Origin of the sequence: Streptantibioticus silvisoli, assembly GCF_027947535.2 — a bacterium.
Lineage (GTDB): Bacteria > Actinomycetota > Actinomycetes > Streptomycetales > Streptomycetaceae > Streptantibioticus_C > Streptantibioticus_C silvisoli.
This window is the reverse complement of the sequence record NZ_JAAGKO020000054.1, coordinates 38,064-59,977: the sequence shown is the minus strand read 5'-3', so window position 1 is coordinate 59,977 and position 21,914 is coordinate 38,064. Positions and strand designations below refer to the sequence as shown.

Annotated in this window: 14 protein-coding genes; 6 read left to right on the top strand and 8 right to left on the bottom strand. The window is 74.7% G+C overall.

Features of this window, described 5'->3' with window-relative positions; all coding sequences use genetic code 11:
• The first annotated feature begins 149 nt into the window (after positions 1 to 149).
• Positions 150 to 1,853 carry a hypothetical protein gene (locus POF43_RS28165; RefSeq protein ID WP_372516143.1) on the top strand — a complete coding sequence of 568 codons (1,704 nt, stop codon included), beginning with the start codon at positions 150 to 152 and terminating at the stop codon, positions 1,851 to 1,853.
• On the opposite strand, the gene POF43_RS28160 is transcribed toward POF43_RS28165, so the two are convergent.
• Positions 1,843 to 3,954: a tetratricopeptide repeat protein gene (locus POF43_RS28160; RefSeq protein WP_271324602.1), complete on the bottom strand. Its 2,112-nt coding sequence runs from the start codon at positions 3,952 to 3,954 to the stop codon at positions 1,843 to 1,845. The two genes, POF43_RS28165 and POF43_RS28160, sit on opposite strands and share 11 nt — an antisense overlap.
• Positions 3,955 to 4,186: 232 nt before the next feature.
• On the opposite strand from POF43_RS28160, the gene POF43_RS28155 reads away from it, so the two are divergent.
• Complete coding sequence (locus POF43_RS28155; protein ID WP_271315055.1) at positions 4,187 to 4,894, top strand: ribonuclease H family protein; 708 nt, start codon at positions 4,187 to 4,189, stop codon at positions 4,892 to 4,894.
• Between the two features lie 457 nt (positions 4,895 to 5,351).
• Here the strand turns inward: POF43_RS28155 and POF43_RS28150 are convergent, their stop codons facing one another.
• A complete protein-coding gene (locus tag POF43_RS28150) occupies positions 5,352 to 7,034 on the bottom strand; it encodes a DUF885 domain-containing protein (protein ID WP_271324603.1) in 1,683 nt (560 codons plus the stop codon).
• 416 nt (positions 7,035 to 7,450) lie between these two features.
• Between POF43_RS28150 and POF43_RS28145 the strand changes: the two genes are divergently transcribed.
• The 3 genes from POF43_RS28145 to POF43_RS28135 all read left to right on the top strand — a co-directional run bounded on the left by POF43_RS28145 (position 7,451) and on the right by POF43_RS28135 (position 13,053).
• The gene (locus POF43_RS28145; RefSeq protein ID WP_282704824.1) at positions 7,451 to 10,750 is read left to right on the top strand and encodes a lectin; all 3,300 of its coding nucleotides are present in this window, start codon (positions 7,451 to 7,453) and stop codon (positions 10,748 to 10,750) included.
• Between the two features lie 381 nt (positions 10,751 to 11,131).
• A complete protein-coding gene (locus POF43_RS28140) occupies positions 11,132 to 11,503 on the top strand; it encodes a hypothetical protein (RefSeq protein WP_271315052.1) in 372 nt (123 codons plus the stop codon).
• 431 nt (positions 11,504 to 11,934) lie between these two features.
• Entirely contained in the window at positions 11,935 to 13,053 is a 1,119-nt protein-coding gene (locus POF43_RS28135) for an oxidoreductase (protein ID WP_271323802.1), read from the top strand.
• Positions 13,054 to 13,383: 330 nt separating this feature from the next.
• On the opposite strand, the gene POF43_RS28130 is transcribed toward POF43_RS28135, so the two are convergent.
• Positions 13,384 to 14,031 carry a TMEM175 family protein gene (locus POF43_RS28130; RefSeq protein WP_271323803.1) on the bottom strand — a complete coding sequence of 216 codons (648 nt, stop codon included), beginning with the start codon at positions 14,029 to 14,031 and terminating at the stop codon, positions 13,384 to 13,386.
• Positions 14,032 to 14,464: 433 nt separating this feature from the next.
• Between POF43_RS28130 and POF43_RS28125 the strand changes: the two genes are divergently transcribed.
• Positions 14,465 to 17,278, top strand: a complete 2,814-nt coding sequence (locus tag POF43_RS28125) for a glycoside hydrolase family 3 C-terminal domain-containing protein (protein ID WP_271323804.1) — start codon at positions 14,465 to 14,467, stop codon at positions 17,276 to 17,278.
• 75 nt (positions 17,279 to 17,353) lie between these two features.
• On the opposite strand, the gene POF43_RS28120 is transcribed toward POF43_RS28125, so the two are convergent.
• From POF43_RS28120 to POF43_RS28100, 5 genes are all read right to left on the bottom strand, one after another.
• Positions 17,354 to 17,836 (bottom strand): phosphatase domain-containing protein, encoded by a 483-nt coding sequence (locus POF43_RS28120; RefSeq protein WP_271316761.1) that lies wholly within the window; start codon positions 17,834 to 17,836, stop codon positions 17,354 to 17,356.
• Between the two features lie 144 nt (positions 17,837 to 17,980).
• Complete coding sequence (locus tag POF43_RS28115) at positions 17,981 to 18,559, bottom strand: pyridoxamine 5'-phosphate oxidase family protein (RefSeq protein WP_271312611.1); 579 nt, start codon at positions 18,557 to 18,559, stop codon at positions 17,981 to 17,983.
• 114 nt (positions 18,560 to 18,673) lie between these two features.
• Positions 18,674 to 19,906, bottom strand: a complete 1,233-nt coding sequence (locus POF43_RS28110) for an ATP-grasp domain-containing protein (protein WP_271325319.1) — start codon at positions 19,904 to 19,906, stop codon at positions 18,674 to 18,676.
• A 2-nt stretch (positions 19,907 to 19,908) separates the two neighbouring features.
• Positions 19,909 to 20,406 (bottom strand): flavin reductase family protein, encoded by a 498-nt coding sequence (locus POF43_RS28105; protein WP_271325318.1) that lies wholly within the window; start codon positions 20,404 to 20,406, stop codon positions 19,909 to 19,911.
• Positions 20,403 to 21,752, bottom strand: coding sequence for an LLM class flavin-dependent oxidoreductase (locus POF43_RS28100; protein ID WP_308217775.1), 1,350 nt, complete (start codon positions 21,750 to 21,752; stop codon positions 20,403 to 20,405). Before POF43_RS28100 ends, POF43_RS28105 begins: the two co-directional genes overlap by 4 nt.
• Between the last annotated feature and the right edge of the window lie 162 nt (positions 21,753 to 21,914).

Below are 21,914 nucleotides of genomic sequence, written 5' to 3'. Positions count from 1 at the left end.
GTTTCGGGGGCGGGGCCCCGGTCCGCCCGGTCGCGGCCCCGCCCCCGAAACAGCCGCTCGCCTCCCCGACCCCCGCCGTGCCGGCCCTCGCGCCGTCCGTTCCCCACGCCGTGCCCGCCGCCTCCCGGCCCCGCGACGGCTGGATCAGGGTGCCGGTCGGTGCCGACGCCGCCCGGTGGGCCACCCGGGGGCGCTGCCGCCGGGTGCTGTTCGTCGTGCACAACGTCACCTCCGCGACGCGGCTGCTCGACGTACTGCCGCTGTTCCGGGACGACTTGCGGGTCCAGCCGCTCGTGACGTGCACCGGCTCGTCGCCGTTCCGGTACGGCGTGCCGGAGCTGCTGGCCCGGACCGGTCTGCCCGTGCTGCCCTGGGAGCAGGCCAAGGCCACCCCGGTCGACCTGGCGGTCTCCGCCAGCCTCGGCGGTGAACTCCACGCGATCGACGGGCCGTTGATCGTCCTGTCGCACGGTGCCGGCTACAACAAGCGGCTGGCCACCCCCGGCGACCCGCACCCCGAGGTGGCACCCGCCTTCATGTCGGCCTCCTGGATGCTGCGGCCCGACGGCACCCCGGTCGCCGACGCCTTCGTCCTGTCCCACCCCGAACAGCTCGAACGCCTCGCCCGGTCCTGCCCGCAGGCCGTGCCCACCGCGGTGCTGGCCGGCGACCCGTGCTTCGACCGGCTGCTCGCCGCCCGGCGGTACCGCGACCGCTACCGCCGGGCCCTCGGCGTCCGGGCCGGCCAGCGCCTGGTGGTGCTCAACTCCACCTGGAACCCCGACTCGCTGTTCGGTGACGGCGGCGACGATCGCGACCACGACGTGCTGCCGGTGCTGCTGGACCGCCTGATGTCCGAACTGCCGGTCGACACCTACCGGTTGGCGGCGGTCCTGCATCCCAACATCGGCAACGCGCACGGCCCGGGCACCCTCGACGGCTGGCTGGACCGGGCAGGCCGGCGCGGACTGACCCGCATCGACCCGCTCGGCTCCTGGCGCCAGACGCTGATCGCGGCCGACGCGGTCATCGGCGACCACGGCTCGGTCAGCTACTACGCCGCGGCGCTCGGCCTGCCGGTCCTCATCGCCGCCGCCACCCGCCACGGCCTCGAACCCGGCTCCCCGGTGGCCGACTTCGTCCGCCGCGCCCCCCGCCTCGACCCGTACGGGCCGCTGCCCGGCGGCCTGGAGGCGCTGCTGGACGCGCACCGCCCGCTCGACGGGCCGGCCACCTTGACCACCTCCGCGCCCGGCGACTCGGCCGCCCTGCTGCGCGCCGCGTTCTACCGGCTCATCGGCATCCCCGAACCCGCGGGCCCCGCGCTGCTCGACCCGCTGCCGCTGCCCGCCCACCAACCGCCGTCGCGTACCGCGCCGTTGCGGGTGCTGACCGAGATCACCGGGCCCGGCGCGGTGACGGTCACCCGGTACGCCGACCCCCGCTACGAACCCGGCGGCGCCGGCGAGGCGCACACCGCGGTGCACGAGGACACCCTCGACCCGGGCCGGCTCGCGCTGGCGGACGTGGTGGTGCGGTACGGCGAGCCGGACGATCCGCGGCTGGGACCGCCGCAGGTCTGGGGCGCGGAGGTGCTGGCGCTGCACCCGCAGTGCGCGCTGGCCGCCTACGTCACCGGCCCGGACGTCTGCGTCGTGCGGGCCCGCGGCGGCGCGCTGTTCACCCTGGAGCACGCGGCGGGCGGCGGTGCCGATCCGGCGGCGTACGCCTCGGCGCTGTACGCGTTGCTGGCGGCCGGCCGCGGCGGCGAGGCGCTGGCCGGCGGGCTGGCGGTGCGCACCGGCGCGGTGGTGCACCGGGTGCGGGTCGCGCGGGGGCCGGTCAGGCGCTGACCACCGCTTCGCGCAGCAGCCGCAGCCGCTCCACGTGGAACGTCGCCCGCAGCGGCGTCAGCACGCCGACGGCCTCGTCGATCAGCGGCAGCGCCGCGTCCGGCCGCCCGGCCTGCCACTCCAGCCGGGCCAGGTCGCTCAGCGTGCGGCCGGTGTTGTAGACGTCCCCGTGCTCGCGGAAGAACGCCAGCGCCACGCCGGCCCGCTCCCGGCCCTGCGCCCAGCGGCCCAGGCCCGACAGCGCCCGGCCGCGGTGCCGTTCCAGCAGCGCGCGGGCCCGCGGCGCGTCGGCGGCACCGCGGGCGGCGTCCCGTACGCCGTCGAGCAGCCCGTACGCCTCGCCGAACAGGTCGTACGCCTCGGCGAACCGCCACTGCCGCAGCCGCAGCAGCCCCAGGGTCTCCACCGCGGTCGCCTGCCCGCGCGCGTGCCCCGCCCGCCGCTCGGCCCGCGCCGCCGCCCGCAGTTCGCTCTCCGCCGCGTCCCACTCGGCCCGTTCCGTCAGCGCCATCGCCAGCTGGGTGTGCATCCGCCCGGCGATCTCCGTGCCCGGCGCGACCGCGTCGGCCGCCCGCACCCCGATCCGCAGCGCCGGCAGCACCTCGTCGTGCCGCCCGGCCCGCAACTGGGCGGCGTACAGCGCCTCGCACAGCTGCCAGACGGTGTCCCGGTCGCCCAGTTCGTCCGCGGTGCGCACCGCCTCCACCACGCAGTCGACCTCGGACACCGCGGCCGCCAGCGCCTCGCTCTGCCCGGCGTACGGGCCGGGCGCGACCGAGGCGTAGCGCGGGCCCAGCCACCAGCGGTCCGGGTGCGCCGCCCGGTCCGCCGCCACCGCGAACTCCAGGTACCACGCGACCATCCGCCCGGCCGCCGCCGCGCAGACCGCCACGCCGTCCTGCCGCACCGCCGCCAGTTCGGCGTGCCGGCGCACCGCCGGACGGTAGCGGTGACCGCCCGCCGCGACCGCCTCCAGCAGCCCGGCGCCGGCCACCGCGGCCAGCAGCCGGTCCGCCTCGGCCGCCGGCACCCCGAGCGCGGCGGCGGCCGGACCGGCCGTGATCCGCGGCCAGGGGCGGCAGGCCAGCAGCCGGTAGCAGCGCGCGGCGTCCGGTGCCAGCGCCCGGTAGGCGTCCTCGGCGGCGGCGCGCACCGGGTCGCCGTCCACCGCCGCGGTCGGCCGCACCGGATCGGCGAGCCGGGGGACCGCGGCGCGCAGCGCGTACGGCGAACCGCCGCACCGGGCCAGCACCGACGGCAGCGCGGCCTTCGCCGCCGCGACCGCCGGCCGGCCGGCCAAGTCGGTCAGCAGCCGCTTGGCGTCCCGGTCGGTCAGCGGCCCGACCGGCACCGGTACCGCGTCCAGGCCGGTCAGCGGCCGCCGCGCGACCACCACGGTGAAGACCCCGGGCGCCGAGGTCAGGAACGGCAGGGCCTGCGCGGCCGAGTGGACGTGGTCGAGCACCACCAGCAGCCGCCGGCCGGCCACCTCGGCCCGGAAGCGCTCCGCCAGGTCCGCCCGGCCCGGCGGGATGCCGTCGTCGCCGACCCCCAGCTTGCGCAGGAAGCGGCGCAGCACCGACGCCGGGTCGACCGCCTCGCCCGCCGAACCGCCGCGCAGGTCCGCGTACAGCCGGCCGTGCGGGAACTTCAGGGCTGTCAACTGCCCCCAGTGCACGGCGAGTTCACTGGTCCCGATGCCCTCGGGCCCGTACAGCAGCACGATGCGCGGCGTGCCGTCGGCCCGGCGGCCCAACTCCCGGTCCATCACCCGCATCGGGTCCTGCCGGTCGCTGAAGAACCGCGTCGCGGCCGGCAGCAGGTCCGGCTCCGCCAGCCCCGGGCGCGGTTCGGGAACGCTGCGGGCGAACCGCGCCCACACCCCGGCCAGCGCCGGGTCCTGCCGCAGCCGGTCGGCCACCAGCCGTGCCACGTCGGCGCGTTCGTCCGCGTCACGCGGCGCCGGCACCTCCCGCCCGGCGATCCGGCGCACCACCGACCCGGCCGACTCCCACACCGCACGGCCGGCCTCGTTCGCCACGCTCGACCCGACCGCGCCCAGCACCGTGCTGATCGCCGTCACCGACATGACGTCCACCATCGCCGCACCCCCGTGCTCGTTGTGACCCCGCGCCCACCGACTGTCGCCGACCACGGTAGCGGTACCGGCCGCCGCCCCACGGCACGTCGGCGGCGGGCGCGGGTACGCGCGCGGGTACGGGTACGTGCGGTGTGCGGTGTGCGGGTGCGGGTACGTGCGGTGGTGTGCGGCGTCGACGGCGGCGGCGCCGCGCCGTTCGGCGCTCCCGGCCGGGGCTGGCATGATCGGGGCCATGGTGGAACAGATCATCGCCGCGTGCGACGGCGCGTCGAAGGGCAACCCGGGACCGGCCGGCTGGGGCTGGGTGGTCGCCGGACCCGACGGCGGCCCCGGCAGGTGGGAGGCCGGCCCGCTCGGCACGGCCACGAACAACGTCGCGGAGCTGACCGCGCTGGCCGAACTGCTGGACTCGACCGACCCCTCGGCGCCGCTCCAGGTCCGGATGGACTCGCAGTACGCGATGAACGCCGTCACCAAGTGGCTGCCCGGCTGGAAGCGCAAGGGCTGGAAGACCTCCTCCGGCTCCCCGGTCGCCAACCAGGACCTCATCGTGCGCATCGACGAGGCCCTCACCGGCCGCCCGGTGGAGTTCGTGCACGTCGCGGCCCACCAGGTCGGCGGCGACCCGCTCAACGCGGTCGCCGACCAGGCCGCCAGCGACGCCGCCGTCACCCAGCGGGCCGCCGGCACCCGGCACGGCGCCGCCGAACCCCCCGTGCCCGATCCGGCCTCCGCCACCGGCCGCCCGGCCGCCGCCAAGCGCCCCGCCAAGCGCGCGGCCACCGGCTCCGCCGCGAAGTCCGGCGGGTCCGGCGGCGCCACCCTCAAGGCGAAGTTCCCCGGCCGCTGCCGCTGCGGCACCCCCTACGCGGCCGGCGAGCAGATCGCGAAGAACCCGCAGGGCTGGGGCCACCCCGCCTGCCGCACGGTGGACGCCTGACCCGGCGGGGGAGCGCACGTGCGGCGGTCGACGCCGCGTCCGCCGGGGTGAGCCGCCGTACCGCGGACGCCTGACCCGGCGGGTGGCTGCGCACCCGTGCGGCGATGGCCCCGCCACGCCCGTCGGGGTCCGCCTGGGGGCATCCCCCGTACCGCCGACGCCCGACCCGGCCGTGGCCGACCCGTGCGGCGGTGGCCCGCGGCGACTGACCACGCCCCCCCGGAGGCGGCCGGCGCCGTCAGCCGGAACGGGCGGCACCCGTGCGGCGGCCCGCGGCGCCCGACCCGGCGGGGGCCGCGCACGGCGGGGGCCGCGTGCCCGTGCGGCAGCAGCCCCGCCGGGAGCCACGCCCCCGCACGGCCGCCGCCCCGCCGCGTCCGCCCGCGCATCCTGCGGTGGCAGCCGCAACCGCAGCAGCCCCGCCGCCTCCGCCCGCGTACCCCCGGGGGGACGCTCCCTACAGCGACGCCAGGTTGTCCGCCAGATCGTCCAGGCCGAACGAGCCCTGGACGAGTGCCTTCATGTGCCACGTCTTGAGGTCGAACGCGGCGCCGTGGCGGCGGCGGGCCGCCTCGCGGCCGGTCAGCCAGGCGCGTTCGCCCAGCTTGTAGCCGATGGCCTGGCCGGGCCGGCCGAGGTAGCGGATGATCTCGCTGCTGCGCCGCCCGGCCGGGCTGCCGTGGTGGGCGGCCATGAACGCCTCGGCCAGCGCCGGGGTCCAGCGTTCGCCCGGGTGGAAGCCGGAGTCCGCGGGGATCGGCAGTTCCAGGTGCATGCCGATGTCGACGATGACCCGGATGATCCGCAGCATCTGCTTGTCGAGGTAGCCCAGCCGGCGCGCCGGGTCGGTGAGGTAGCCCAGGTCGTTCATCAGCCGTTCCGCGTACAGCGCCCAGCCCTCGACGTCGGCGCTGATCCTGCCCAGCGTGACCTGGTAGCGCGACAGCGAGCCGGCCGACGCGGTCCACGACGCGATCTGCAGGTGGTGGCCGGGCACGCCCTCGTGGTACCAGGTGCTGACGAGCTGCCAGGTGGGGAACCGCTCACGGCCCATCGCCGGCAGGTAGGTGCGGCCGGGTCGGGCGAAGTCGAGGCTGGGGCCCATGTAGTACGGCGCGGCGGCGGTGCCGGGCGGCGCCAGGCAGGACTCGACCCGGCGCAGCGGCCCGGTGATGTCGAAATGCTCGCCGTCCAGTGCCCCGACCGCCTCGTCCATGATCCCCTGGAGCCAGACGCGGACGTTCTCCCGGCCGGTGATCGCGTGCCCCTGGGCGTTGAGGTGGCCCATCGCCTCCAGCGGTGACGCGCCGGGCAGCACCCGCCCGGCCTCGCCGCGCATCTGCTCCAGGTTCTCGTGGAACTGCGCCCACGCCCACCCGTACGCCTCGTCCAGGTCCAGGTCGGCGCCGGTCGCCTGGCGGGCGTGCCGCCGGTAGCGTTCGCGGCCCACCGCGTCGGGCGTGCCCTCGGCGGCCGGCGCGTACACCTCGCCCAGCCAGGCGCGGAACGCCACGACCGCCTCGGTCGCCCGGGCCGCGGCGGCGTCGAGTTCGGCCCGCATGCCTTCCGGGCCCGGCGCGACCAGGCCGGCGAACCATCCCGGGCCGCCGTCGTCCAGCCCGGTCCAGGCGGCCAGTTGCTCGCGCATCACCTCGGCCTGCCGGGGCGCGGCGAGCAGGCCCCGCCCGATCCCCTCGCCCAGCGTGACGCGGTAGCCGTCCAGCGCGGCCGGAACGTTGCGCAGCCGGCCGGCCACCAGCGCCCAGTCCTCGTCGGTCCGGGTCGCCGACAGCGTCAGCACCTGCCGCACGCCGTGCACCGGCGACGACAGGTTCTGCACCTGCCGGTAGTGCTCGCCGGCCTCGTACCACTGGAGTCGCGCGGTCAGCCGCTCGCGCAGCAGGCGCGCGCAGGCCGCCTCCTGCGGCGCGTCGGCCGCCGCGGCCGGCAGGGCGTCGAGCGCCGCCAGCGTCTGCCGCGCCACCTCCTCCCGGGCCGCGAACCCGTCCGGCGTCAGGTCCGGCTGCCGGTCGTCGACCGCCCCGATCCCCAGCGCGAGCCCGGTCTCCGGGTCCAGTGCCGCCATCCGGTCCACGTACCCGTCCGCGACGTGTCGCGGCGTCATCTGTTCGTCCGACATCCGGCCATCCTCCCCCCGCCGGCCCCGCCGCGTCCCCTCCCGGGTGACCAGAACCCGTCAATCTCTGCGGTGTCCGCCGGTCGGCGGCATCAACGCCGCCCACTCCCTTGACACTCCGGCGCGGCACCGCGAAAGTGCGGAAAGCCACCGTTCCGACAACGGTGTCAGGCCCGCGCCGCAAGCCCTCCGGGCCCAGCCGGGCCACCGCACCGATCGCACGGCAGCGCACCCCCGCACCACCAGGCACGGCACCGCCCGCACCACCAGGCACGGCGCCCCGCACCCGGGGCACGGCACCCCCCGCACCGTCAGGCACCGCACCGCCCGCACCAGCGCAACGCCGCGGACGGCATCCGAACAGCGCGCGTTCCGCCGTTCGACCCGCCACATCCCCCGCCCACGAAGGTAGGACCACGATGGCACGGCTGAGACGTCCGTACCGCACAGGTTTGCTGACCCTGCTGACCGCCGCCGCGATGGCGGTGACCGGCGCCGCCGGAGTCCCGGCGCTGGCCGCGACCCACGCGAAACCGGCGCTGGTGACCTCCCCGGCGTCGCTGGTGAACCCGTTCATCGGCACCTCGCACGCCGCCGACGACTTCCCCGGCGCCGACAGCCCGTTCGGCATGGTGCAGTGGAGCCCGGACACCCCCTCCCGCCCGTCCGGCGGCGGTTACGAGTACAACGACTCCTCGATCACCGGCTTCAGCCTCACCCACATCGCCGGCCCCGGCTGCGGCGCGGGCGGCGACGTGCCGGTGCTGCCCACTGTCGGCAGCGTCAACACCGGTGCCACGGACGCGTTCTCGCACAGCAACGAGTCCGCCAGCCCGGGCGCGTACACCGTGTCGCTGAACAACGGCGTCAAGACCGAGCTGACCACGACCACCCGCAGCGGCATGGCCCGCTTCACGTTCCCGTCGACCACCCAGGCCAACCTGATCTTCAAGCTGGCGGGCAGTCAGAACGGCGACTCCAACACGCAGTTCAACGTGGCCAGCAACACCGAGGTCAGCGGTCAGGTCACCAGCGGCAAGTTCTGCGGCGCCGGCAACACCTACACCGTCTACTTCGACATGGTCTTCGACCAGCCGTTCAGCTCCAACGGCACGGCGGCGGTGAAGAGTTCACCCGCGGCCCACCGTACGGGCGTGTCCAAGAACGCGGCCGAGAAGGCGAACAAGCCGGTACTGCACGGCAGTTCGCCGAAGGCGGCGAAGTCGGCCAAGTCGGTGAAGCCCGCCACGGCCGCCAACAACGGCTACCTGACGTTCAACACCACCAGCAACCAGGTCGTCCAGGCCAAGGTCGGCGTCTCCTACGTCTCGACGGCCAACGCGGTCGCCAACCGCACGGCGGAGAACCCGAACTGGAACTTCGACTCCACCCGCACCGCCGCGCAGACCTCCTGGAACTCGCTGCTCGGCAAGGTCCAGATCGGCGGCGGCACCGCGGCCCAGCAGACCACCTTCTACACCGCGCTCTACCACTCGCTGCTGCACCCCAACGTCATCAGCGACACCAACGGCCAGTACTACGGCTTCGACGGCAAGACCCACACCGTCGACTCCGGTCACACCGCGGCGTACGCCAACTACTCCGGCTGGGACATCTACCGTTCCCAGGCCCAGTTGGAGGCGCTGGTCGACCCGACGGTGGCCTCCGACACTGCGCAGTCGATGGTCGACGACTACACGCAGACCGGCCAGTTCCCCAAGTGGTCGGAGGACAACGGCGAGTCGTACGTGATGGTCGGTGACCCGGCCGACGAGATCATCGCCGACTACTACGCGTTCGGCGCGCGCAACTTCGACACCGCCACCGCCCTGACCGACCTGGTCAAGGAGGCGAACAACACCAACAACAACCGGCCGGGCCTGAACTACCTCGAACAGGTCGGCTACCTGCCGTCCAACGGCTCCTACGGCTGCTGCAACTTCTACGGTCCCGCCTCCACCACGCTGGAGTACGACAGCGCCGACTTCGCGCTGTCCGCGCTGGCCGGCTCGCTCGGCGACACCGCCGACCAGAGCGCGCTGGCCTCCCGCGCGCAGGACTGGAAGAACCTCTACAACAGCGCCAGCGGCTTCATCCAGCCGCGTGACGCCTCCGGTGCCTGGACCTCCGGCTTCTCCGCCACCTCCGGCGACAACTTCGTCGAGGGCGACTCCTGGCAGTACACCCCGATGGTGCCGTTCAACCTGCACGGCCTGTCGAGCGCCATGGGCGGCAACGCGGCCCTGGACACCTTCCTCAACACCGACCTGTCCTCGCTGACCGGCGCCAACGGCTACACCGACCTCGGCAACGAGCCCAGCCTCAACATCCCCTGGGAGTACGACTACATCGGCCACCCGTCGCAGACCCAGGGCGTGGTGCGGCAGGTGCAGGACCAGATCTGGACCGACTCCCCGTCCGGCCTGGCCGGCAACGACGACCTCGGCGAGATGAGCTCCTGGTACGTCTGGTCGGCCCTGGGCATGTACCCCGAGACCCCCGGCACCGCCGATCTGGCCCTGGGCAGCCCGATGTTCACCCAGTCGGTGGTCACCCTGCCGTCCGGCAACACCCTCACCGTCAACGGCACCAACGCCGCTGACAACGCCCCCTACGTGCAGTCCGCCAGCTGGAACGGCTCGGCCTGGAACAACGCCTACGCGCCCGCCGCGGCCGTCACCTCCGGTGGCACCCTCGGCTTCACGCTGGGCACCAGCGCCAACACCTCGTGGGCGTCCGCCACGTCGGCCGCCCCGCCGTCCTACGCCGGCAACCCCGGCTACAGCGACGCCGGCGTCTCCGACGACAGCAACTCCTCGGCGGCGAACTTCGACGGCGGCGGCTTCAGCTACTCCGCGCAGGCGCTGTCCGCGGCCGGCGTCACCCCCGGCGGCAAGGTCAGCGCGGCCGGGGTGAGCTTCACCTGGCCCAACGTCGCCTCCGGCAAGCCCGACAACTACGAGGCCAACGGCCAGACCGTCACCGCCTCCGGCACCGGGGCCATCTCCTTCCTCGGCGCCGCCAACAACGGCCCCTCCACCGGCACCGCGACCGTCACCTACACCGACGGCACGACGCAGAACGTCCAGTTCACGCTGTCCGACTGGACGCTCAACGGCGGCGGTTCGTCCGCCGCGGCCGGCAACACCGTCGCGGCGACCGCCGCCTACCGCAACCAGGCCGGCGCGTCCTCCGACAGCGTCAAGACCTACCTGTTCGCCACCGCGCCGGTCGCCCTGGCCTCCGGCAAGACGGTGTCGTCGGTCCGGCTGCCCTCCGACGCCTCCGCCGGCGGACTGCACGTGTTCGCCGTCGGCTTCGGCGGCACCCCGGCGGCCGGCCCGGTCGTCTCCGGCCTGGCCTCCACCCTCTGCCTCGACGACGCCAACTCCTCGACCACCAGCGGCAACCCGGTGCAGATCTGGACCTGCAACGCCTCCGCCGCCCAGAACTGGACCCCCGGCGCCGACGGCACCCTGCGCACCCTCGGCGGCTGCCTGGACGCCGCCAACAGCGGTACCGCCGACGGCACCAAGGTCCAGTGGTACGCCTGCAACGGCAGCGGCGCCCAGGTCTGGAACCCCGGCAACAACGGCTCCTTCGTCAACCCCGAGTCGGGCAAGTGCCTCGACGACCCCAACTCCTCCACCACCACCGGCACCCAGCTCCAGCTCTACACCTGCAACGCGTCCACCGCCCAGCGCTGGACGCTGACCTGACGGCACGTCAAGTACAACGGCGGCACGGCAGCACCGCGTTGCCGCCCCACCGCCGCGCGGCCGTCGGGCCGTGACACCGCGCCCGCCCGTTCCCCGGCGCGCACGACCGGGGAACGGGCGGGCGCCGGCCTGCCGGCGCACCGCGCCACCCGCCCTCCTGCGCCCGGCGCCACGGCCCCCGCGGCGGCGATACGGGCCCCAACCGGGCGCCGCTGCTGGCAGGTTGGGGCCAGGAGCCTCGCGGCCGGGGACGGCTTCTTCTACAGTGCCGTGCCGGGGGCCCGTTCGAACGGGCGCCCGGTTCGTGTCCGACGGTTCCACCCGGGCCGGCAGACGGCACCGGTCAGCTGAGTTGATCTCACCGACATTGTGAGGGACACCATGAAGCACTCCACCGGCGCACGCGCCGCCGTCGTCGCCGCCACCGTCCTGGCCGCCGGAATCGTGGCCGCGGGCTCCGCCGACGCCGCCACCGTCCACTCCGACGCGAAGCCGATGTGCTCCGTGTCGCGCATCTCCGCGGCCGACCTGCACGCCGGCATCGTCAAGGCCGTCTCCCTGGAGACGCCCGGCGCCGTACTGGCCACCGGCCCGGCCGGCGCGCCCGCGGCCAACGCCGCCGCGAAGCCGCTGTGCTCCGCGACGCGCATCTCCGCGGCCGACCTGCACGCCGGCATCGTCAAGGCCGTCTCCCTGGAGACGCCCGGCGCCGCGCTGGCCACCGGCCCGGCCGGCAAGGTCAGCAGCAACTGACACAGCCCGGCCCGCGGGCCGGTCCGGCGCCTTCACGGCCGCCGGGCCGGCCCGCGGTCGTTCTCCGGGCCCGCTTGCGGTCGGTTCTCCGGCACGCCCGCGCCCGGTGACCGCGGGCCGCCGGGCCGTAGGGCGGTCGGAGCGAGCGCACGGGGACGGGAGCACGGCGGCGAGCGCGCGGTGGCGAGGGCGCGGCGGCAGCGGCGGCGGGAGCGCCGGGACGGGAGCGCGGCGGGAGCGCCGGGGCAGGAACGCGGCGGCGAGGCCGCCGCAGCGGTGGCGATTGCACGGCGGCCGGTGGTCGTACATGAACGCTGTGCGAACGGCTCGGCGGCGCGGAATACCGGCGGGTCCCGGAGCGTCGTCCCTGGTGGGCCCCGCCCGCCGCACGATGCCGTAGCTCACTTGTCGAACCGATGGGACCGTCACTGATGTCCGCGTACTCCGCAGCCGAAGCCGCCGGTACGGCCGAGGCCCTGGCGCCGCTGCTCACCCCGTTCTCCGCCGCCGGCCTGTCGTTGCGCAACCGCTTCGCCATGGCGCCGATGACCATGCAGCGCTCGCCCGACGGCGTGCCCGGCCCGTGGAGCGTCGATCACTACCGGGCGGTGGCGGCCGGCGGCACCGGGCTGCTGATCACCGAGGGCACGGTGGTCCGCGACCCCGCCTCCAGCGTCAGCAGCCGCATACCGCGCTTCCACGGCGAGCAGTCCGGCGCCGGCTGGCGCACGGTCGTCGAGGCGGTGCACGCCGAGGGCGCCGCGATCATCCCGCAGCTGTGGCACAACGGCGTCCTGCGCGGCGCGTCGCCGGACAGCCACCCGGACGTGCCGTCCAAGAGCCCCTCCGGCGTGGACCTGGACGGCGCGCCGCTGGGCGAGGAGCTGACCACCGCCGGGATCGACTCGATCATCGCCGACTTCGCCGAGTCCGCCGCGCTGGCCAAGCAGTGGGGCTTCGACGGCCTGGAGCTGCACGGCGCGCACGGCTACCTGCTGGACGAGTTCGTCTGGTCCGGCACCAACCGCCGCACCGACCGCTACGGCAGCGCGGCCCGCATGACCTTCCCCGTCGAGGTCGTCAAGGCGGTCCGCGCCGCGGTCGGCCCCGGCTTCCCGGTCGTCTACCGCTTCTCGCAGTGGAAGCCCGGCCACTACGACGCCCGCATCGTGCGGACGCCGGCCGAGCTGGAGGGGTTCCTGCGGCCGCTGCACGAGGCCGGCGTCGACGTCTTCCACCCGTCCACCCGGCGGCACTGGCAGCCGGAGTTCACCGGTGAGGACGCCCGGCTGGGCCTGGCGGGCTGGGTCAAGAAGCTCACCGGCGCCCCGGTGATCGCGGTCGGATCGGTCGGCGTCGACACCGAGTTCCGCTCCGACGGCGCCCCGCTGGCCGACTCCCGGGCGCACCGGCTGCGCCTGCTGGCCGAGCAGTTCGACCGCGGTGACTTCGACGTCATCGCCCTGGGCCGCGCCCTGCTCGGCGACCCCGCCTGGGTCGCGAAGGCCACCGGCGGCCGGGCCCAGGAGATCGTCGACTACACCGGCTGACGCCCCCAGGACGCCGCGTACGCGTCCCCGCCGCCGGGCACGGACCCGCGCGACGGGGACGCCCGGCGGCGGTCCCGCGTACGGCACCCCGGGCCGCGCCGCGCGAATGCCGTTCGTTGCGCACGGCGCCGGGGGAGACCGCTGCCGTGCCCGCGGCGCCTGTCGTGCCCGCGGCGCCTGTCGTGCCCGCGGCGCCTGTCGTGCCCGCGGCGCTCGTCGAACCCGCGGCGCCCGGCGAACCCGCGCCGGCCCCGGGAGCGGATCACCGGACGCCGTCGGCCGACCTCGCCCCGCCGCCGTACCGTTGACGCCATCACCCGGCGCCCGGGGTCACCCCGACGGATCGTCCTGCGCCACGGCGGCCCGGCGGATCACCGACCGGTAGCGGAGGTTGACGCCGACGAGCACGAGCGGAATGGCGAGCCACAGGTAGGTGGCCGCGCTCGGGCTGACGAGGGCGACCGCGGCGGAGGCGGCGAGCACCCCGCACACCGACAGGGTGCGCACCATGATCCAGTCGCGGTACGCGGGCGGCAGCCGGCCGCCCAGGTGCCCGGCGAAGTGCAGCCGCAGCAGGAGCACCACGAAGACGCAGCCGACCGCGATGACGGACAGGTCGAAGAAGACCACCGCGGTCGTGTTGGTCCCGTAACGGCCCACCAGGGCGGACGGGAAGGGCAGGAAGGCGATCAGCAGCAGGAACGCGGAGTTGAGCCGCGCCGCCCACTCGTCGTGCCGGACCGCCAGCCGGAACAGCCGGCGGTGCTGCTGCCAGAACGCCGCGATGACGACGAAGGTGGCCGCGTAGCTGAGGAACTGCCCCGACTGCCCGGCAAGTTCCGACCGCAACCGGGCCCCGGAGGTGTGGTCGCCCAGTCCCGGCACCGTGATCTGCAGGACCAGTACCGTCGAGGCGATGGCGAAGACACCGTCGCTGAACGCCGTCAGCCGGTCCAGGGACTGCCTGTTCTCCGCCACACCACGCCCCTGAGCCGATCCCGATGCCCCAGTCTGTCCCGGTGGCGGCCCCCGTCCGTCCCATTGCGCCGAACGCGGCATGTCACCGCAGCCTCACCCGGCCGGGCCGATCCGGTCGGGAGCATTGACAGTGACGGCTCCTCAGGTGTTGGATCCCGGACGACATCCGGGAACGTACGGATTCCGGATGACATTCCCGGCACTGGTGCCCGGGCGCTCCACGCACGGCACGACGGAGGCACTTCCCGCACGGTCAGCGGTGTGCGCGGTGCCCCGGGGAGACATGATCGGCCCGTGAGCAGCCGAGCCGCCCACCACGGCGGACGCGGCGGCCCGACGGTGAACGGACCTCACGCCGGCGGCGCGAGGCTGTCAGGCGCACCGGCGCGACCGTGCCGGAGGCGCTTCGGTGCGGCGGGTGTCGGGAGGCATCATGCGCTGTTCCATCACGTCGGCACGTCAACGAAGAACACGGCTGCTCGCGGTGTTCGCCGCCGCGGCCGCGGCGATCGGCGCGACCGGCCTGCCGGCCGCCGCGCAGGCCGCGCCCGCCCCGCGGGCCGCGCCCGCCGCCTGTCCATGGGTGGACTCCACCGCCCCGGTCGCCCAGCGCGTGAGCCAGCTGCTGGCGAAGATGACCAACACCCAGGAGATCTCGCTGCTGACCGGCTCCGGCGGCTCCAGCTATGTCGGCTTCACCCCGGCCATCGGCTCGTTGTGCGTGCCGGCGGTCAACCTCCAGGACGGCCCGGCCGGCGTCGGCGACGGCCTGCCGGACGTCACCCAGCTGCCCGCGCCCGTCGACATCGCCGCCACCTGGGACACCGGCGCCGAGCAGCTCTACGGCCAGACCATCGGCGCCGAGCAGGCCGCCAAGGGCACCACCGTCGACCTGGGCCCGACCATCAACATCGTGCGGGACCCGCGCTGGGGCCGGGCGTTCGAGTCGATCGGCGAGGACCCCTACCTCAACGGCACGATGGGCGCCGCCGACATCGTCGGTGTGCAGTCGACCGGCACGATGGCGCAGGTCAAGCACTACGCCGCGTACAACCAGGAGACCAGCCGCAACACCAGCTCCGACAACGCGGTGGTCAGCGACCGCACCTTGCAGGAGATCTACCTGCCCGCCTTCCAGGACTCCGTCCAGCAGGGCGCCGCCTCCTCGGTGATGTGCTCCTACAGCACCGTCAACGGCAGCTACGCCTGCCAGAACCCGTACCTGCTCCAGACCGTGCTGCGCCAGCAGTTCGGGTTCGCCGGCTTCGTCACCTCCGACTGGGGCGCCACGCACTCCACCGCGCCGTCCGCCAACAGCGGGCTGGACCAGGACATGCCGGGCGACGACGGCTACTTCGGCAGCGCGCTCGGCGGCGCGGTCACCGCCGGGTCCGTCAGCAAGGCCACCCTGGACTCGATGGTCACCCCCATCCTCACCGAGATGTTCGCCTTCGGCCTGTTCGACAAGGAGCCCACCGGTTCGCCCAAGGAGCCGGCGACCAGCTCCGCCCACCAGAGCGACGCCACCCAACTGGCCGAGGAGGGTGCGGTCCTGCTGAAGAACAGCGGCAACGTCCTGCCGCTGGGGTCGGCCACCCACTCCATCGCGGTCATCGGCGCCGACGCCTCCGACAGCCCGCAGACCGAGGGCGGCGGCAGCGCCGGCGTCGACTCCAGCGGCACGGTGACCCCGTTGCAGGGCATCACCGCGCGGGCCGGCTCCGGGGTCACCGTCAGCTACGACAACGGCTCGTCCACCTCGTCGGCCGCCTCGCTGGCCGCCGCGTCGAACGTCGCGGTGGTGTTCGTCAGCGACTTCGAGTCCGAGGGCAGCGACCTGAGCGACATCGTGCTGCCCAGCGCCGAGAACTCGCTGATATCCGCCGTCGCCGCGGCCAACCCGAACACGGTCGTGGTGCTCAACACCGGTTCCGCGGTCACCATGCCGTGGCTGTCGTCCGTCAAGGGCGTCATCGAGGGCTGGTACCCGGGCCAGGAGGACGGCACCGCGGCCGCCGCGCTGCTGTACGGCGACGTCGACCCCTCCGGCCACCTGCCGGTCACCTTCCCCACCTCGATCTCCCAGGTGCCGGCCAGCACCACCGCGCAGTGGCCGGGGACCGGCGGGACCGTGCAGTACTCCGAGGGCCTCGACGTCGGCTACCGCTGGTACACCGCGAAGAACCTCACCCCGCTCTTCCCGTTCGGCTACGGCCTGTCGTACACGAGCTTCTCCTACAGCAACCTCCAGGTGAACCCGCTGACCGCCGGCGGGCAGGCCACGGTGACGGCCACCGTCACCAACACCGGGTCGCGGTCCGGCTCGGACGTCGCGCAGCTGTACGTCACCGACCCGGCGGCGTCCGGTGAGCCGTCTCGGCAGCTGGAGGGCTTCAGCCGGGTCACCCTGGCGGCCGGCGCGAGCCGGACGGTCACCTTCCCGCTGACCCAGCAGAACCTGCGGTACTACGACGCCACCAGCAACGCCTGGGCCACCAGCACCGGTTCGTACACCGTCCAGGTCGGCGACTCCGAGACCTCCCTGCCGCTGTCCGGGACGCTGTCGGTCACCTCGGCGCAGCTCGGCCACCCGGTGACCGTCACCAGCCCCGGCGCGCAGGAGGGCCTGGCCGGCACCGCCGTGTCGCTCCAGGTGGCGGCGAAGGACACCACGTCCGGGCAGACCCCGGCCTTCACCGCCTCCGGCCTGCCGTCCGGCACCTCGATCTCCGGCTCCGGCCTGATCACCGGCACCCCGAAGACCGCCGGTACCAGCACCGTCACCGTCACCGCCAAGGACGCGGCCGGCGCGCTCGACACCGCCACCTTCCTGTGGACGGTGGCGCCCACCCCGACCGGGGCCACCGCGACCCCGCTGGTCGGCTACCAGGGCCTGTGCCTCGACGTCACCTCCGACAGCAACGTCGACGGTTCCGCGGTCGCCGTCTACAGCTGCAACGGCACCAACGGCCAGCAGTGGAGCGAGCAGACCAACGGCGCGATCCACGCCGACGGCAAGTGCCTCGACGTGGTCAGCGGCGGCACCGCCAACGGCGCCCTCGTCGACCTCTACACCTGCAACGGCACCGGGGCCCAGGTCTGGCAGCCCCAGTCCGACGGCGCCCTGCTCAACCCGCAGTCCGGCAAGTGCCTCGACGACACCGGCCAGTCCACCACCAACGGCACCCAGACCCAGATCTGGTCCTGCACCGGCAGCGCCAACCAGTCCTGGAAACCGGAGTCCTGACGCACCGTCAGCGCGACGCCCCCGGCCCGGCCCCGTCACGGCGGCCGGACCGGGGGCGCGGTCGTCCCCGGCGCGTCAGGTGCGGCCGTCGTCGTGCTGGGCGCGGGCCAAGGTGGCCGACGCGGTCATCCAGGTGGCGCGCACCACGCTGAAGCCGGCGCGTTCGTAGGCGTCGCAGACCTGGGAGTCGTCGTCGACCACCACGGCGACCTGGGCCGGGCCGCCGAGCCGGCGCAGCAGTTCCAGCTTGGTCTCGCGGGCCGGCCGGCGGTCGCGTGCGCCGCGCATCACCAGGTCGCCGTCGGGCAGGCCGTACCGGCGCAGCCAGTCGACGGTGTCGGCGCGGCAGCGCTCCGGCCGGCCGGTGACGTAGGCGATCCGGTGGCCGTCCCCGGTGAACCGCCGCACCAGGGCGACGCCTTCGGCCAGCGGCAGGTCGTCCGGGGCGGCCGCGAAGAACGCGTCCCAGTCCCGGGCGGCGCCCGCCACGAACCGCAACCGGTGCCGGGTGTCGGCCAGGGTCCCGTCCAGGTCGAACACCGCCCACTGCGCATCCACCGCGCACGCTCCTCACTGTCCGCCGGGCGGCCCGCCGCAGGTCCGCCCACCCGTCCCGCGCCACGCTACCGACCGCCCCGGGACCGGCCCCGCCCGGCCCCAAACGAAGCGGCCCCGCCGCACCGGCGCCTCCCCGCGCCCGCGTCAGCTCAGCGGCGCCGGGGAGGTCACCGGCCGGTGCGGGCGGGCCGGGAGGCCGTCGATGCTGCGGGTGTTCTTCAGCCGCATGTAGTCCTCCAGTTCCTGCGGGGACTTGCGGGCACCCCACTGGTCCTGCAGGTCGCGCTCCTTGACCAGCGTCATCTCCGGCACGGTGAAGCCGCAGGAGTCGGTGATGCGGGTGACGTCGACGACGACGACCGAGCGCGGGATGGGGTGGTCGCCGAACCGGCCGATGAGCGCGTCCCACTCGGGGGAGCCGGGGAAGACGCAGCGGCCCCGGCCGTGCAGCCGCAGGGTCTTCGGCTGCCGTTCGAACGAGCAGAACATCAGCGTGATGCGGCCGTTCTCCCGCAGGTGGGCGATGGTCTCCGCGCCCGAGCCGATCAGGTCCAGGTAGGCCACCGTGCGGTCGTCGAGGACCGCGAAGGTGTCCATGCCGCCCTTGGGCGAGACGTTGACCCTGCCGTCCGCCGCGAGCGGTGCGGTGGCCGTGAAGAACAGCGGCGCCCGCGCGATGAACTCCCGCAGGGCGGGGGTGAGGACGTCGTAGAACTTGCCCATGAGCTGGTTCGCTTCCCGTTCGGATACGGCTTCGGGGCGGCCGGGTCCCGGGCCGCCGGACGGCGGGGTCCCGGAACCCGGATCGGCGGGTCCGCCGGGGAGGCGGCGGCGGGGTCAGACCCAGCGGGCGTTGCCGTGCCACCAGGTGACGGCGGCGGCCATCCGCTCGCGCACCTCGCCGGCGCTGTCCCCGGTGACCAGGACGCTGGCCGCCGCGTCGACCACGCTGGCCATGCCGTCGCCGCGCGCGCCGGACTCCCGGTGGACGGTGAGGTCGGCGCCCGGCACCGGGCACCGCTCGGCGGGCGCCACGAAGGTGCCGTGGCCGGGCGGGAAGTAGGCCCAGCCGCCGAGACGCGCCGGGGCCGGCGGCTGCTCGGCCAGCGACAGCGCCGAGCCGCACTGGGCGCGCAGCCCCTCCTTGGCCAGGTGCACCCCGAACGCCCGCTCGTAGGTGTCGGCGATCAGCCCGCCGCCGGCCCGGCAGGCGATCTCGCACAGCACCGCGCGGCCGTCCTCGCCGATCCACGCCTCCAGGTGGAAGGCGATCGGCAGCGGGGACGCCGGCAGCGCGGCCACCAGGTCGCCGGTCAGCCGCATGAGCGTGGCGCGGCGTTCGTCGCCGGGGGCCAGCAGCTGGGTGCTGAGCACCGACTCGTCGCGGGCGTACTCCGCCATGCCGCCGTTGTACTGCGACGGCCAGCCGTGCACGACGCGGCCGCCGGCCATGATGCCGTCCACGTGGAAGAACGGCGCGCGCACGAAGCCCTCGGCCATCCACTGGCCGGGCAGGTAGAGCACCGGCGACTGCCGCTGGCGGCCGAGGAAGGCGTCCAGGTCCCGCGGGCCGTGCAGGATGGCGACGTCCTCGGCACCGGAGCCGGCCCGCGGCTTGACCACCACCGGGTAGCCCTCGGCCTCGACGAAGTCCAGCAGGTCCATCGGCCCGTCGACGGCGGTGAACGACGGCACGCCCAGCCCCGCGGCGCGCGCCAGCCGCTTCATGGCGACCTTGTCGCGGTAGGCGGTCGCGGAGTCGCCGTGCTGGCCCGGCAGGCCCAGGCGTTCGCGCAGCCGGGCGGCCCGCAGCACGTCGCTCTCGCTGGTGCTGGCGATCAGCTCCACGCCGTGGGTCCGGGCGGCCTCCTCCGCGATCCGCTCGGTCGCCCAGGAGTGGTAGTCGTCCACCAGCCGGTGGCCGAGGAAGCGCTCGGCCAGCAGGTCCTCGCAGCCGGCGACCGCCTTGGGCGTGGTGATCAGCACGACGCTGTCCCCGGTGGCGTCCAGCCACTCGTGGAGCGGGCGCTTGGCCAGCGGCTGGCGGGAGAACAGCAGAACTTTGGGCATGGTCAGGTCCTCGCGGGATGGATGGTTGCGACGGGCCGCAGCGCGCCGTGCAGGTGCACCAGGCTGTCGCCCGGCTCGCCGGCCTGCGCGTGCTCCACGGCACCGACGACCAGGTGGTGGTCGCCGAGCCGGAGTTGGTCGTGCCGGGAGCACACCAGCCACGACAGGCAGCCGTCCAGCAGCGGCACGCCCTGCGGCCCGGTGTGCCAGCGGGTGGGCGCGGCGAACCGGTCGGCGCCGGAGGTGGCGAAGCGCGCGGCCAGTTCGGCCTGGTCCGCGCCGAGCAGCTGGATGCCGAACCACCGGCTGTCCTTGATCCGGGCCCAGGTGGTGGAGGTGTCGGCCAGCGCGAAGGAGACCAGCGCGGGGGTCGCGCTGATCGAGGTGAACGAGGTGATGGTCACCCCCGCGGGCCCGTCGGGGCCGGCGGCGGTGAGCACCGCGACGCCCGCGGCGTGCGATCTCAGCACGCCGCGCAGCGCCGGCCCGTCGATGGTCACGGCTCGACCGGGGTCGTGGTGAACGACGGCCGCGGCAGGCCCAGGTTCTCCCGCAGCGTGCGGCCCTCGTACTCGGTGCGCATCAGCCCGCGCCGCTGGAGCTCCGGCACGAGCAGGTCGACGATGGCGTCCAGACCGTCGGGCAGGTAGTCCGGCAGGATGTTGAACCCGTCGGCGCCCTCGTTGACGAACCACTCCTCCAGCTCGTCGGCGATGGTTTCCGGCGTGCCGAGCAGGAAGCGGTGGCCGCGGCCGGCCGACACCTTCAGGTACAGCTCGCGGATGGTCAGGCCCTGCCGCTTGGCCTGCTGGTAGATCAGCTGCTGCTTGCTGGTGCTGCCCTCGGTGGCGGGCAGTTCCGGCAGCGGGCCGTCCAGCGGGTAGCCGGAGATGTCGACGTTGCCGAGCTGGCCGGTGAGCAGGCCGAGCCCGACGACCGGGTCGACCAGCGACTGGAGGGTGTCGTACTTGTCCTCCGCCTCCGCCCTGGTCCGGCCGACCACGATGAACGCGCCGGGCAGGATCTTGACGTCGTCGGGGTTGCGGCCGTGGCCGGCGATCTGCTGCTTCATGCCGCGGTAGTAGGTCTGCGCCTGCTCCAGCGTCTGCTGCGCGGTGAAGACCACCTCGGCCCACTGGGCGGCGAAGTCCTGGCCGTCGGGGGAGGAGCCGGCCTGCACGATGACCGGGTGGCCCTGCGGCGGGCGGGGCACGTTGAGCGGGCCGCGTACCGAGAAGTGCTCGCCCTTGTGGTGCAGGATGTGCAGCTTGGCCGGGTCGAAGAAGCGGCCCGACTCCTTGTTGTAGAGGAAGGCGTCGTCCTCCCAGCTGTCCCACAGCCCGGTGACGACGTCCATGAACTCGCGCGAGCGGTGGTAGCGGGCCGCGTGGTCGGGCTGCTTGTCGAGGTTGAAGTTCTGCGCCTCGACGTCGGTGACGGAGGTGACCACGTTCCAGCCGGCCCGCCCGCCGCTGAGGAAGTCCAGCGAGGCGAACTTGCGCGCGATGTGGAACGGCTCGTTGTACGTGGTCGACGCGGTCGCCGTCAGGCCGATGTGGGTGGTGTGCACCGCCAGCGCGGACAGCAGGGTCAGCGGCTCGAAGTGGACCATGCGGCCCTGCCGGCTCAGCTCGTCGGCGTCCTTGTAGTGGGTACGCACCCCCGCGCCGTCGGACAGGAAGACCATGTCGAACCTGCCGCGTTCGGCGGTCTGCACGATCGAGCGGTAGTAGTCGAAGTCGAGGCCGCCGTCCGGGCGTGCGTTGGGGTGCCGCCAGGCGGCGACGTGGTGGCCCGGCGCGGGCAGGAAGGCGCCGAGTTTCATCATGCGGCGGTGCGCGCTCACGGTGGATTCTCTCCGATCGTACGAGGTGGGGCGGACGGGGTCAGCGGGGACGGCGGACGGGGGAGCCCGCCGGGCGGGCCGCGATGCCCCCGGCGGCCGTGAGGGGTGGCCGCCCGGCCGGGGCAGCCGCGGGCCGGAAGCCGGCCGGTGCGGCGCGGCGCG